Origin of the sequence: Psychrobacter sp. P11F6 (assembly GCF_001435295.1) — a bacterium.
Taxonomy (GTDB): Bacteria; Pseudomonadota; Gammaproteobacteria; order Pseudomonadales; family Moraxellaceae; genus Psychrobacter.
On record NZ_CM003594.1, the window covers coordinates 1,916,485 to 1,930,607 of the forward strand.

At 43.7% G+C, this 14,123-nt stretch carries 10 protein-coding genes; 2 read left to right on the plus strand and 8 right to left on the minus strand.

Annotation, left to right across the window (positions count from 1 at the left end):
• Positions 1-56 precede the first annotated feature (56 nt).
• The 5 genes from AK822_RS07855 to AK822_RS07875 all read right to left on the minus strand — a co-directional run bounded on the left by AK822_RS07855 (position 57) and on the right by AK822_RS07875 (position 8,435).
• Positions 57-1,217, minus strand: coding sequence for an acyl-CoA dehydrogenase family protein (locus AK822_RS07855; protein WP_060491206.1), 1,161 nt, complete (start codon positions 1,215-1,217; stop codon positions 57-59).
• 63 nt (positions 1,218-1,280) lie between these two features.
• Positions 1,281-2,765: a CoA-acylating methylmalonate-semialdehyde dehydrogenase gene (locus AK822_RS07860; RefSeq protein WP_060491207.1), complete on the minus strand. Its 1,485-nt coding sequence runs from the start codon at positions 2,763-2,765 to the stop codon at positions 1,281-1,283.
• 359 nt (positions 2,766-3,124) lie between these two features.
• Entirely contained in the window at positions 3,125-5,179 is a 2,055-nt protein-coding gene (locus AK822_RS07865) for a propionate--CoA ligase (RefSeq protein ID WP_060491208.1), read from the minus strand.
• Between the two features lie 208 nt (positions 5,180-5,387).
• A complete protein-coding gene (locus AK822_RS07870; RefSeq protein ID WP_060491209.1) occupies positions 5,388-7,058 on the minus strand; it encodes a fatty acid--CoA ligase in 1,671 nt (556 codons plus the stop codon).
• 177 nt (positions 7,059-7,235) lie between these two features.
• Positions 7,236-8,435: an MFS transporter gene (locus tag AK822_RS07875; protein WP_060492227.1), complete on the minus strand. Its 1,200-nt coding sequence runs from the start codon at positions 8,433-8,435 to the stop codon at positions 7,236-7,238.
• Positions 8,436-8,847: 412 nt separating this feature from the next.
• On the opposite strand from AK822_RS07875, the gene AK822_RS07880 reads away from it, so the two are divergent.
• Positions 8,848-9,837 carry a dienelactone hydrolase family protein gene (locus AK822_RS07880; protein ID WP_060491210.1) on the plus strand — a complete coding sequence of 330 codons (990 nt, stop codon included), beginning with the start codon at positions 8,848-8,850 and terminating at the stop codon, positions 9,835-9,837.
• A gap of 151 nt (positions 9,838-9,988) precedes the next feature.
• On the opposite strand, the gene AK822_RS07885 is transcribed toward AK822_RS07880, so the two are convergent.
• A complete protein-coding gene (locus AK822_RS07885) occupies positions 9,989-10,780 on the minus strand; it encodes an ankyrin repeat domain-containing protein (protein ID WP_228138985.1) in 792 nt (263 codons plus the stop codon).
• Positions 10,781-11,081: 301 nt separating this feature from the next.
• On the opposite strand from AK822_RS07885, the gene AK822_RS07890 reads away from it, so the two are divergent.
• Positions 11,082-11,828: a hypothetical protein gene (locus AK822_RS07890; RefSeq protein ID WP_060491211.1), complete on the plus strand. Its 747-nt coding sequence runs from the start codon at positions 11,082-11,084 to the stop codon at positions 11,826-11,828.
• 94 nt (positions 11,829-11,922) lie between these two features.
• On the opposite strand, the gene AK822_RS07895 is transcribed toward AK822_RS07890, so the two are convergent.
• Positions 11,923-12,432, minus strand: a complete 510-nt coding sequence (locus tag AK822_RS07895; RefSeq protein WP_060491212.1) for an Rrf2 family transcriptional regulator — start codon at positions 12,430-12,432, stop codon at positions 11,923-11,925.
• Between the two features lie 284 nt (positions 12,433-12,716).
• Positions 12,717-13,949, minus strand: coding sequence for an NnrS family protein (locus tag AK822_RS07900; protein ID WP_060491213.1), 1,233 nt, complete (start codon positions 13,947-13,949; stop codon positions 12,717-12,719).
• Between the last annotated feature and the right edge of the window lie 174 nt (positions 13,950-14,123).

The following is a 14,123-nucleotide window of genomic DNA, read 5'->3' on the forward strand; positions in this document are numbered from 1 at the left end:
TAAAATTGCGTTATCCATACATTCGAATAGGCAAACTATCTATTTATATAAAGTGGTTAACGCAGCTGGCTTAACGCATCATCTTGTAAGAGCTGACGCGAGACAATCACGCGCATAATCTCATTGGTACCTTCTAAAATTTGATGCACACGCAAATCTCGCACATGACGCTCAAGCGGGTATTCATTGAGATAGCCGTAACCACCGTGTAGTTGTAAGGCTTCGTTGGCGACATCAAAACACAAGTCAGTAGACAAACGCTTTGCCATTGCACAATAAGTAGAGGCTTGAACATCGTTATTATCGACTTTGCTCGCCGCTAAATAGAGCATTTGCCGTGCAGTGATAGTTTGAGTCAGCATATCAGCAAGCTTAAACTGTACCGACTGTAAGCTAGCAATCGGGCTGCCAAACTGACTGCGCTCTTGTACATAATTGGTCGCTGTCTCAAGCGCCGCTTGCGCTGTTCCTACTGCACAGATACCGATATTAATCCGGCCGCCATCTAAGCCTTTCATAGCAATACGAAAACCTTGGCCTTCCTCGCCGATGAGGTTTTCTACTGGCACTTTGACGTCTTTAAAGCTAATCGTCCGCGTTGGCTGTGCTTTCCAGCCCATTTTATGCTCGTTTTTGCCGTATTCGATACCAGCACTGTCTGCATCAACGACGAATGCTGAAATCCCCTTTGGACCTGCAGCGCCCGTACGTGCCATAACCACTAACACATCGGTTGAGCCTGCGCCTGAGATAAAGGTTTTTTCACCTGTAAGCAGGTAATGATCACCTTGCTTATCGGCTTTGGTACGCAGTGATGCGGCATCAGAACCGGCATTAGGTTCCGTCAGACAATAACTGCCCAGCCATTCACCACTAACCATATTTGGCAAATATTTTTTGCACAATACATCACTGCCAAACTCACCAATCATCCAGCCAGCCATATTATGAATACTCATATAAGCCGCCACAGAGGTATCGCCCCATGCTAGCTCCTCAAACACCATCGCAGAGTCTAAACGCGGCAAGCCCAAGCCATCATATTCAGGATTGGTATATAACCCTAAAAAGCCAAGCTCGCCTGATTTTTTAATCACATCAATTGGGAAATGCGAAGTGCGATCCCATTCAGCGGCATTGGGCTTAAGCTCTTTTTGGGCAAACTGTCTGGCGGTTTGGCGAAAGGCAATTTGGTCATCGGTTAATGAAAAATCCATGGGGTCATCCTTGTGCTGAATAGGGTGTGTTAAGTCGTCAGTGCAAATATAGGTGATTCAGCGTTAAATTGAAATAGTCGTATTAACGCCGCGACTTGCTTCATCATCAAACCAGCGCGCCGTAACCGTCTTAGTTTGGGTATAAAATTGCACCGCATGCTTACCATAAGGACCCAAATCACCAAGCTTACTAGCGCGTGAGCCTGAAAACGAGAACATCGGTAGTGGCACAGGAATCGGCAAGTTAATCCCGATTTGACCGACTTGGATATCTTGCTGGAATTTATGCGCAGCAGCCCCTGACTGAGTAAAGATAGCCGTACCATTACCATGCGGATTGGCATTGAGCAGCTCAATCGCTTCATCTAAGCTATTGGCACGCATGATACAAAGGACAGGTCCAAAGATTTCTTCTTTGTAGATTTGCATATCTGCAGTGACGTTATCAAAAATCGTTGGACCAACGAAGTTGCCCTTCTCATACCCTTCAACTGTAATACCGCGACCATCAAGCAATAGACTGGCTCCCTCTTCTACCCCCATACCAATCAAATGCTCTACACGCGCTTTTGCGGCAGGAGAAATAAGGGGACCTAAATCTTTATCATGTTTACCGGCTGAGACAATCAAACCCTCTGCTTTAGCTTTGATGTCATCAATCCACTCACCAGCGGCACCGACAAGGACAACGACAGACAGCGCCATACAACGTTGACCGGCAGCACCAAATGCAGCACCTGCTAGCTGATTAAGGGTTTGCTCTTTATTAGCATCCGGCAAGATAACGCCATGGTTTTTTGCACCCATCATACACTGTGCGCGTTTGCCTGATTGACTGGCACGCTCATAAACGTGTTTGCCGACGTTGGTCGAACCGACAAAAGAAACTGCTTTGATGTCAGGATGATCACAAATCGCATCAACGGTGGCTTTGCCGCCATGTACCACATTTAGCACACCTTCAGGTACACCTGCTTCAACGGCCAGCTCAACCAAACGCATGGTCACCATCGGATCTTGTTCAGAAGGCTTTAGGATAAAAGTATTACCCGTGGCAATCGCCATTGGGAACATCCACAGTGGAATCATCGCTGGGAAGTTAAACGGCGTAATGCCTGCACAGACACCCAGTGGCTGCCAAATACTATAGGTATCAACGCCTGAGGCAACGTTTTCAACGAAATCGCCAATCTGTAGATTTGCAATCCCAGCAGCATGCTCAACCACTTCTAAACCACGGAATACATCACCGCGTGCATCAGCAATAGTCTTGCCCTGCTCTGCGGTCAAGGTTTCTGCTAGCTCATCCATGTGGTCGCGTATCAATGCTTGATACTTTAAAAAGATACGGGCACGTGTGGTAATGGGCGTTTTGCGCCACGTTTGAAACGCTGCTTGAGCAGCAGCGACCGCTTGATTTATTTCATCGTCTGTAGTTTGCGGTACTTTAGCAATGACTTCTTGCGTGGCAGGATCGGTGATATCAATCCATTCACTGGTATTAGAATCAACAAATTGACCATTGATGAGCTGCTTGACGTGGTGCATAAGATATCCTTATCTTGTTTGCGAGACTACCCTTTAGCGGTGTCTTAATATTCAAAAAGAGAGAAAAAATGATGAGCTTTTATCGATCAAACGTATTTTATAAAATGATTTATTTCGTATCGTTATTGACTATACCAATAAACCATTTTTAGGGTCAAGCGCTTTGTCAAAATTTTATCTGAGTTTATGTTAACGAGAAAAACTTTATGTAAGGTATATTTTCAGTTTGAGCGAAAGCGACTAAGTGGTGATAAAAATGAGGAGGCACCTTAAATTAAAAACAAAAAAGCCCATGATTGTGCATGAGCTTTTTTCAATATTAACGTCAGATGGCTTTTTTCAATTAATACGCCATCACATTAGTAGTCTTTCATGGACTGCTTAATCGCGTCAATCGCTGTTGGATTATCAAGCGTTGACATATCTCCTGTTTCGTTGCCTTCTGCTAAAGCACGAATGGCTCGACGTAAGATTTTTCCAGAGCGCGTTTTTGGTAGTGCTTGCGGGAAATAAATTGCCGCTGGCCTTGCAATACCGCCAAGGGATTTGACCACAGCACCGATGACCTGCTGCTCAATACGGAAACGATTTTCGGTGGTCGTGACTTGTTCATGATCTCTCAGCACACAAAAGGCTATCGGCAATTCTCCTTTCAATTCATCATGAATACCCACAACCGCACATTCTGCCATCTCTGGATGCGTACTAATTGCTTCTTCAATTTCTTGCGTGCCAATACGATGTCCGGCGACGTTGATGACATCGTCAGTTCGTCCTAAAATATAAAAATAACCCTCCTCATCAGTCACGGCATAGTCTGAGGTTGAATATTGCTTGCCATCAAACAGACCAAAATAACTGCTAATAAAGCGTTTGTCATTTCGCCATACCGTGGTCAGACAACCGGGCGGCAATGGTGCACGAATCGCGAGCAGTCCTTTTTCGCCAGCTTTACACGGTTCGCCTGTTTCTTCATTAATGACATGCGCATCATAACCATACATGGGATAACCAGGTGAGCCTTGCTTGTGCGGCTTATGATTAAATTTGGGTGTGTTACTCAGGATGGGCCAGCCAGACTCTGTTTGCCAATAATGGTCTAAAATTGGCACACCTAAATGCTTAGTCAGCCAATTGGCTGTCGATTCATCCAGTGGTTCACCTGCCAAAAAGAAGGATTTTACGCTGGAGACATCATAGCGCGTCATCCATGTCTCATCTTGTTTTTTCAGCATACGGACACCCGTCGGTGCCGTGAATAAGATATTGACCTTGTTTGCTTCGACAATTCGCCACCAAATACCGGGATTTGGGCGATGCGGCAGACCTTCATACATCACACTCGTCATACCAGCCAGCAATGGTGCGTAAATGGTGTAAGAATGCCCGACCGCCCAGCCGATATCTGATATCGCCCAAAATGTCTCGCCCGCCTTGCCATCGTAGATATAGTCCATCGACGTCGTTAACGCAACCGCGTGACCACCGGTATCCCGTTGTACACCTTTTGGCGTGCCAGTGGTGCCTGAAGTATACAGAAGATACGACGGCGTATTTGACTCAAGCCAAACTGGCTCGACAATCGCATTGGCTTGACAGCTGATACGGCGCTGGGTTGCATAATCAACATCAATATTTTTTGGCTCAAATGGTAAAATGCCACGATTGATGACCAATACATGTTCGGGCTTGACCGTTGCTTGCTCTACCCCTTGATTGACAAGATTTTTATAATTAATAACTTTACCACCGCGCAAACCTGCATCCACCGTGATGACCATTTTTGCTTCGGCATCATCCATACGAATGGCTAAGTTATGAGCCGCAAATCCACCAAACACCACAGAATGTACCGCACCGATACGAGCGCAAGCCAACATGGCATAAGCGGCTTCTAGAATCATCGGCATGTAAATGACGACACGATCGCCCTTGCCAATACCATGACGCTGTAGCACATCGGCAAAATAATTGACTTCTTTATATAGGTCATTATAGGTCAGCCGACGCTTGGTATAGTCCGTATAAAGCTCAACGTTATTACCCAAGTCTTTAAACGCATCGACGACTGCAGGAAAGGTTTCTATTAACTCTTGGTTAATCTCAGAGGATAACCAGATAAAAGCATCCTGTTCTGCGCGCTCTGCAAGATGGCGATCCACACAGTTATAGCAAAGATTGGTCTCGCCACCGACATACCACTGCGCAAATGGCAGATTGCTGTCATCAAGGATTTGTTCAGGCTCTTTATGCCAATAGATACGCTTTGCTTGCTCTGCCCAAAACTGCTCTTTATTTTCAATAGAAGAGTGATAAATTTCAGCAAAGGTTTGAGTGGTATTAGATAACGCTTGAGAAGTCTGAGCTTGGTCTGACGATTGGTTGGTCACTGAAGTGGCGGTTTGCTCGCTCATAATAGCTGTCCTTAGCATAAATGATGGGTAATACGATGTAATAATGTCATAGTAAAGATTGGCTATCCCTGCCAGCTATCTCTAATAGAACAAAAAACCGATACACTACGTATCGATTTAGTAGGTATCGGTTTAAAATGTAGCAGAGCTAACAATAAAGGTCAACTATTAAGCCAGTTATCTACTCAATAGTTAAGCCACTTTGAACCTATACCTCAGTTTGATCAGCATACATCTCACGCATCACTTTTTTGTCATGCTTACCAACAGAAGTCTTTGGCAACTCATTGACGAACTTAAACTGACTTGGCACACCATATTTCGGAATAATACCCCGCTCTACGGCTTTCTCGGCAATGGCTTTGATATCATCAACGCTCGTGTCTTGAGCATTAGGTTTTAACACAATCAAGGCCAATGGACGCTCGCCCCATTGCTTATCACGTATCCCAATCACAGATACGTCAGCGACCGCTGGATGTAACGACAAAATCGTCTCAATCTCTAATGACGATATCCACTCGCCGCCTGACTTAATGACATCTTTTAAGCGATCAGTAATTCTAATATAACCATCAGGACGTATATAAGCAATGTCTTGGGTGTGCATATAGCCGTTTTCCCACAGCTCTTTGCCCGCATCGTCATTTTTTAGATAGCTTTGCGTTAGCCAAGGTGCGCGCAATACCAGCTCACCCGTATTGTCTTGACCGGTACCAACCGACTCATTATTGGTACTCCATATTTGAGCATCCACCATCAGTACGGGCTTACCAGTCATACAACGGCGAGCGATATCTTCATCTTCACTCATTTCAGGCTCGTCGAGACTAAATTCTGTCAAGCTAATAAGGGGCGCTGTCTCTGACATACCATAACCAGTATATACTTCGATGCCTTGTGCCATGGCGGTTTTTGCCAGACCTTCTGTCAATCGTGAGCCACCGATGATCATTTTTAAACCATTAAAGCTAGCACCACGATCTTGCGCTTCTTTGAGCACCATTTGCAAAATCGTTGGGACACAATGGGTAATACTGACTTTTTCATTAATAATCAAGTCCATTAACACATCTGGTGCATAGCGTCCCGGATACACTTGCTTCAGACCAGCCATGGTCGCGGTAAATGGAAAGCCCCACGCATGCACGTGGAACATCGGCGTCATCGGCATATAGACATCACCGTAGCTGACGCCTTGCTTGTCGGGCAGCATACCTAATGTCGCCGCTTCGGTAAGAGTATGCAATACTAACTGGCGGTGGCTAAAGAATACGCCTTTTGGATCGCCCGTCGTGCCTGAGGTATAAAACGTTGTGGCAATGGTGTTTTCATCAAAATCTGGGAAGTCAAACTCACTATAGGCAGCTTGTAATAACGCTTCATACTCACCTACTACGCGGTTTTGATTACCACCGAAGACTCCTTCAGATGTCACGCCATCATCATCTAGCCAAATAATATGCTCAATACTAGAGTTTTCAAACTGATAGCTTTTGACCAATGGCGCAAACTCAGAATTAAGCAGCAGCACTTTCGGCTTAGCATGATTGATGGTATAAAGAATTTTTTCTGGCGATAGGCGGATATTAACGGTTTGTAAAATATACTCTGACATCGGTACCGCAAAATACGACTCAAGATAACGATGGCTGTCCCAATCCATCACCGCCACTATATCACCTGCATCCAGATTCAAACCTGCTAAGACATTGGCCAAGCGATTGATACGATTGAATAAATCTTTATAAGTGAGGCGTTTTTTGTCAGCATAAACGATTTCTTGCTCTAGCGACACCGTTTTGGCACGGTTCAATAGTTGCTTAACTAATAAGGGATAATCGTAAGCAGAAGGGGCGCTGTGGTAAATATTTGACATAGATGTGACGTCCTTGTTGGTCATGCGGATAAGTTATTATGCGGGTGAATCATGGATAATTGATGGCGTATTGAACAGGCTATATCGATAGTAAGAAAAAATAGGCGCTATGTAAAGCAACCTTACGTAAACATCCTAAGAGGCAATAGCTTGATGAAAATTGCTCAAAAACAACCATCAAGCCGCGCGTGATTTTGTTTTTATCATACCAAAACTGGCAACCAGTAATGCCAAAATCTGTACAAATAAGAGCAGCCATACTGTGAGCGACCACTGCCCGCGCGCATAAGCCATACCGCATAACCACGCACCCATCGTACCGCCAGCATAATACCCCATGTAATATAAACCAGACGCCAATGAGCGCCCTTTTTTAACATTGACGGCGATATAACTGATGGTGGCAGCTTGGGTGATAAAGACACCTGAGGACATAATAGCAAGACCAATAATAATGCCCCATAACGGCGTTACTAGCGTTAACAGCACCCCAATCATAGAAACGAAAACAGCCACGCGAACTGTGCGTGCTGAACCAAAGCGACGTAGCAAAGTCGTCGACAATGGCGTGATGACAACGCCTATCAAATAAACGGCAAAAATATTGGCAAGCGCACCCGTACTCAACTCATATGGCGTCTTAGCAAGATGTAGATTGATAAAGGTAAAACAACCCACGAGTGAGAATAAAACACACGCCCCTAGCAGACACGCCGTCACCACATAACGATTGGTTAAATGCTCACCGAGCGTCTGCATCGCGGAACGAAAATTCGGATTGGCCACAAACTGCTGTGACGATGGTAGCATCTTGCCGACCCACAGCGCACCGATAAGGGTCATCGCTGCCATCACATAATAGCCTGCACGCCAGCCGATAATCTCGTGCAAATGCCCAAGCAAAAATCGCCCCATAAAGCCGCCAAGTACCGATCCTGAGACATAGAACGACATCAGTTCCGTGACAGCACGTCCCTCAAACTCTTCACCGATATAAGCAATCGTCACCACGGTAATGCCCGGTACAGACAACCCTTGCATAAACCGCCACATGCCCATCCAACCAATACTCGGACTTTGGGCAATTAAAGCAGTTGGTATCGCTAAAAATAATAACGCGCCAACGATAAAGGATTTACGCCCCACAGCGTCAGACAGCATGCCCAAGAATGGCGACATGATAGCAATCGCCATCACCGTTGCACCGACGATCATGCCAGCTTGCACTTCAGTAGCTGAAAAATCTACCATTAGTACTGGCAATACAGCTTGAATAGAATACACCTGCAAAAAGGCAAACATCCCAATCAAGCCAATGGTGAGCTTTAAGACCCATGATGTTGCATTATTGATTGGCGTAGATAGAGGTTCTGGCATATTATTCTGGGGTTTACTGATGGTATTTTTCACAGGGATACAGGCTATGTTGGACGCGGATGATCTGGCGTGAGTAATAGAAATAGGACGATAATAGCTGAAATAATGACAAAAACAATAATGACAATAATGGCTGATGCTAGGGATAGCCGTCAGGTATGATTTTAACACACCAAATACCAGACTCTGGTTTCGGTGTGTTATCGCTATTGCTTTATTGATGCTTAGGGTCTGTTGAACACTAAAAACTGCTGATTTATATACTGCATAGGTGACGTATATTTTTGACAGCAAACAGATTACTGTCTACTATTATTTTGATCTATTATATATAAATGCGATCCACAAAAACTTATACCAACAAAATATAACCTGCAGCGAAATCCAACTCACCTATAGCAGACGCTCTATCATGCCCAAATATCCTTCTTATTCGCAATGGATTGTCGCTATAGGTGCACTGGTTTTCTCTATAAGTGCGTCGGCAGTTACGTTAGACGAAGTAGCCGCAACGAACAAGCTCACAATTAAAGAGCAATCGACCAAAATAGTATCAACCCCGATAGCGTCAGCGGTTGTAATAACATCGCCTGTATCAACACCAGCCGTGCCATCAAACTGTATCGCCGACAGTACTATTACAGCGGCTAGTCTGTCAGATACGCGTGGTAAGGGGCCTTTTTCGGTGGCCAAAAAACCCGTTCCTCGTCAGTTAGCCAACGGCTTTGGTGGCGGAACCATTTATTATCCAACCAACGCAGGCGGCTGTGGTCTGTTAGGCGGAATCGCCGTGATACCCGGTTATGTGTCCTACGAATCTTCTATTAAATGGTGGGGGCCACGTTTGGCATCTTGGGGATTTGTGGTTATTACCATCGATACCAACTCCATTTATGATGACCCAGAGAGCCGTGCGGCGCAGTTAAGTGCCGCGCTTGATCATATGCTTCGTGACAATACGGTAGGCGCTCAGATAGATAGTACGCGCTTGGGTGCTATTGGCTGGTCAATGGGCGGCGGCGGTGCTCTCGATCTAGCGACAAAACGTCAGACGGTTCGAGCGATTATTCCACAAACGCCCTATCACGATAAAGACTATGGCGAAATGAACACGCCTGCTTTATTCATTACTTGCCAGAATGACCGTATTGCCTCAAATAAAAAATACAGCAGTCGTTTTTATGATAAAGCTACAGGCGCAAAAATGAAGATTGAGATAAAGAACGGTAGCCATTTTTGTCCAAGTTATCGTTTTAATGAGATATTGCTGAGCAAGCCAGGTATTGCTTGGATGCATCGCTATATTAATGGCGATACCCGCTTCGAGCAGTTTTTATGTCGTAACGACAATTATGGTAACAATCCTCGTATATCCGCTTACGACTATAAAAACTGCTCATAAACAAGGCGCTCATGAGAAAAGCACTGATAAACTAGGTACTGATAAACTAGACACTTATAAACGATCCGCTGGTCAACGTCTGACTTAGGAGCACTGAGCATAGAAAAAAGCTACCGAAATGGTAGCCTTTTTTGTAAAGTCATTAACCCAATTATTCACAGCTCGCTTTGCCAGTGCGATGATTCACAGCACCATTGGCGGCTAATAGCTTTTGCATATCAACCAAATCTCGCGAACACGCATATGAATAGGCACCTTGATTATACGAGCCCATTTTTTTGTCTTTGGTCGTTGCCACTAGATTTGGATTAGCACCTTGCGCCAATAAATATTTGACAGTTTCAAGGCGATTATTACTAGCTGCAACCATAATCAAGGTTTCACCATCACTTTCTACCGTCTGATCATTTAAGTCCACAGGCGCTTTTTCATTCAATAACGTATGTACTTTTTTGACAATATTGGTATTTTTTCCCAGTACAGCAGATTTCATGACGTTATACACATCACCGTCATCTTTAGCATAGATATCAGCGCCTTTACTGACTAAGTAATCGACCATATCTTCATAGCCGATAAAAGCAGCCCAGCCTAACGCCGTTTGGTTAAGGCTACCTGTATCTTTAACTTCTAAGTCTTGACCATTGTTAACCATGTATTTAACCTTGGCTAGATCACCATGTTTTACGGCGTCAAACCAAGTAGCATCTGCACCTATAGAGGGTTTGTCATAAAACACACGCCAAGAAAGTTTGTTTTGATTGGCAAGATCAACATTCTCAGTAGTGCTGAAACGAAAACCCACTTGTGGGACTGGTACGGTTTGAGCAGCTTGGATAGTGTCCATTTTAGTGACGCTGTTATCATTGTTTAGGCTTGAGCAACCTGCTAGTAACATCGTTGCCATAACCGCTGATGCGCTCATTTTTCCAAAAAATCTCATGACTCAACCTTCAAATACAAATTAAATAGTGAGAGATATTATACAGATTAATTAAATAATAATCTATAAATTATAAGCTATGAATGACAATGACCCTCAGTTAATATAGGCTTATATCCGACTTTAACGTTATACACTGAACCTAACAATCAACATCTTTTTTATAACAGACTTTAGGTACATGACTCACCATAATAAGAGGTCATTTATAATAAATTGTCATTTATTGATGAGAAATATTCATTATTAAAATTGCTAAGACATCAAGAAACTCGAATAAAAACACTAAGGAATAATTTCAATGGCCGATAAAATTCATGATTTAGGGGCAGGATTTTGGAATATACGCGGATCTTTTCGCATTGGCGGTGTTCTAAACATTGGTACTCAGTGCTCACTTATACAGTTAAACTCAGGAAAGTTTATATTTTTGGATAGCTATTCATTGACTGGTGACGTACGCGATGAGGTGATGGCATTAACCAATAATGGTCAAGATGTCGAAGCAGTACTGAACGTCCACCCATTCCATACGGTGCACTGTGCACAAATGGCAAAAGACTTCCCGCAGGCGACCTTTTATGGCAGTAGCCGCCACCATAAAAAAGTACCTGAAGTACAATGGGCAGATGACTTAGTTGAAAGCGATGCGGTCGCCAAGCGTTACCCTGAGCTTAAGTTCTCAATGTCACAAGGCATCCACTATATCTCACCCAATGAGATGATTCATGCAGGCTCACTATTAGCCTATCATCCTGCCAGTCAAAGCTTGCACGTCGATGATACCTTTATGAGTCCACCGATGAAATTATTAGAGACGATATTACCTGAACTGATACTACACCCAACGACCAAAAAAGCGCTAAAAAATGAGCCCGATGCAGGCAAGCAATATTGCGATTGGGCAAGCAATTTGGCACATGAATGGCGCGATGTGCGTAATTTCTGCGCCGCACATTCCTATTTAGTGACATTTAATGACGGTGAGTTTGAAGTGGCGCTATTAAAAGCCATTGATAAAGCCCGTCCAAAATTAGAAAAAGCTTAATTGACCGTATAATCTTACATTAGAAGCATAACAAAGGGAGTGACCAAGATGGTCGCTCCCTTTTTTGCAATGACGCCATCAACATCAAAAGTTATTAACGAAACAATAAAGACGCTAGCTCATCTTGGTTATTGATGATATCTGCCAAGGTATAGCGCTCAAGGACGTTAATAAATGCCGTCAGCGCTTCAAAGAACACACTTTTTAGTTGGCATGCTGGGCTAATGATGCAGCCTCTAGCGTTATTTGTCGTTTCATCAATAAGCGTAATAGGCAAACCAGTCTGTCCACCATCACTACTCTTATCATTCGCGGGTGTCGCAAAGCATTCGACCAAATCAAAGTCTGGCTCTATTTGTTTAATTAATACACCCAAATTGATGTCTTTTGGCGCACGAGCCAAACGTATACCGCCATTTTTACCACGCACACTTTCTATATAACCAAGCTGACCCAACTGATGAATAATCTTGGTCAAATGACTTTTAGAAATGCCATAACTGTCAGCAATATCACTGATATTTGCAAGTAATGGCGGCTCTGGTCTCACTGCCAAGTAAATCAATGAGCGCAGCGCATAATCGCTATAATTGGTCAATCGCATTTATTTGCGCTCCTATTTTATATAAATCTCTCAAGTATGTATCAGCTTAAATTTTAGCAATGTAACTCTATAAGTTTGAAAATGAGGGTCTTGAAGAATCAGTGTCTCAGACAAACGGTATTTCGGATAAACGGTATTTTAAACAAACAGTGTCTGGAAAACAAAGGTCTTAAAACCTTATAACATTTGCAAAATAACCTACTTAAAAATATCAACAATCAGTCGATAGACTTGGATAAATCCCCTATTCTTTTGGCGATAGTATTATAACGGCTCTACAGACTTTAACCAAACAGACCATCAGGTCTAGGACGTGCCAGCATCGGCAAATAACTGATGCAAAATAGCACGAAGCAAGCAATCCACGCCCCTTGGGCAATAATGATCCATAATAGATAGTGACTCATATCAGCAAGTGGCAATAGCACGCGACTGACAAATGCCAATACCATCAGACCGTACATAATATTCACCGTCTTGGGCGGCTGATGAATGCTGCGTCCCGTATGGCCAAGCGATACCCGCGTCATCATCGCCACGGTCATCATACCAACGCCTGCAATGGCAAGCCCATGCATCGCAATACTATGAGTATAGCCCAACCATGGTTGCAGCGCATACAGCAGAAAACTCAAACACATGCCCAAAAATGCAACATATAATGACCAAAGCAATGGCTTTTGCCAGATACCGCGATGATACCAGCCTACCAGACGAACGATATTAACCACTGCTACGCCAAGCGCCGTAATAGTCAGCAGATAATGATTAGGATAAAACAAGTCACTGATAAAAAACGCTAAGAAAAACAATAAACTCGCAATATCCTGTACTTTACTATTGCGCAACTTGATGACTTCCGTCGTTCCAACACTCAGACCACGTTCAATAAAGAATGGCACCACGCGGCGACCAATGGTCAGCACCAAACCGATAATCAAATAAAACCCTAGATAAATACCTATTTTAGTCATACTCATATCGGCATTGATAATACCCCAGTAGCAGATTCCATTGCCAACGGTCAATAATGCCAGTTTCGCTAAGATGCCCATTTGCTTATACTGCTTGACCTGTAGTACCGCTCGACATATCACAAATGCCATCGAAGCGATAAACAATAAATCAAATACTGCGGCGATATATAACAACGATATACTGCTACCCGCAACCGTCATACCAAGCCCAAAACCTGCCCAGCTCAAACGTGCCAGCAGCCAACAGCCAAATATAGCCAGCAGCTTATAACCATGCGGCATCATTACCCCTGTCCACGTCTTCACTGCCGTGAGGAGAAATCCTGCAATGACCGCCAAGGCATAACCGTAGACCATCTCATGACCGTGCCAGTACAACGGATTCAGTGCTTGTGCGTCAATATCTGTATGACCAGTAAATACAAAAGACCATAGCAGCATCGTTATCACGGCAAATAGCGCGGCAGCACTAAAAAATATTCGAAAGCTCAAATTCAAAATGGGATGCAGAGAGTTGCTGGGTAAGTTGATCGATTGCATGGCACTCTTCTTAGAAGCATGTGAATAGAGTTTAATATAAAGATTCATTTTAAATGAATGTTATAAGTTATACAATAGTGATAATTTTATAACTCATTATAACGGTTTGCTATTAGCATAAAAAATAATCGCTAATAAGACTATTAAGCGGTTTAGAAAGTGCTATTTAGTATT

What these genes read in the sequence shown, in the direction of transcription:
- AK822_RS07870 (WP_060491209.1), bottom strand. Translation starts at nt 7,058, where the DNA reads ATGTCAAATATTTACCACAGCGCCCCTTCTGCTTACGATTATCCCTTA.
- AK822_RS07885 (WP_228138985.1), bottom strand. Translation starts at nt 10,780, where the DNA reads ATGAGATTTTTTGGAAAAATGAGCGCATCAGCGGTTATGGCAACGATG.
- AK822_RS07875 (WP_060492227.1), bottom strand. Translation starts at nt 8,435, where the DNA reads ATGCCAGAACCTCTATCTACGCCAATCAATAATGCAACATCATGGGTC.
- AK822_RS07900 (WP_060491213.1), bottom strand. Translation starts at nt 13,949, where the DNA reads ATGCAATCGATCAACTTACCCAGCAACTCTCTGCATCCCATTTTGAAT.
- AK822_RS07880 (WP_060491210.1), top strand. Translation starts at nt 8,848, where the DNA reads ATGCCCAAATATCCTTCTTATTCGCAATGGATTGTCGCTATAGGTGCA.
- AK822_RS07855 (WP_060491206.1), bottom strand. Translation starts at nt 1,217, where the DNA reads ATGGATTTTTCATTAACCGATGACCAAATTGCCTTTCGCCAAACCGCC.
- AK822_RS07865 (WP_060491208.1), bottom strand. Translation starts at nt 5,179, where the DNA reads ATGAGCGAGCAAACCGCCACTTCAGTGACCAACCAATCGTCAGACCAA.
- AK822_RS07895 (WP_060491212.1), bottom strand. Translation starts at nt 12,432, where the DNA reads ATGCGATTGACCAATTATAGCGATTATGCGCTGCGCTCATTGATTTAC.
- AK822_RS07890 (WP_060491211.1), top strand. Translation starts at nt 11,082, where the DNA reads ATGGCCGATAAAATTCATGATTTAGGGGCAGGATTTTGGAATATACGC.
- AK822_RS07860 (WP_060491207.1), bottom strand. Translation starts at nt 2,765, where the DNA reads ATGCACCACGTCAAGCAGCTCATCAATGGTCAATTTGTTGATTCTAAT.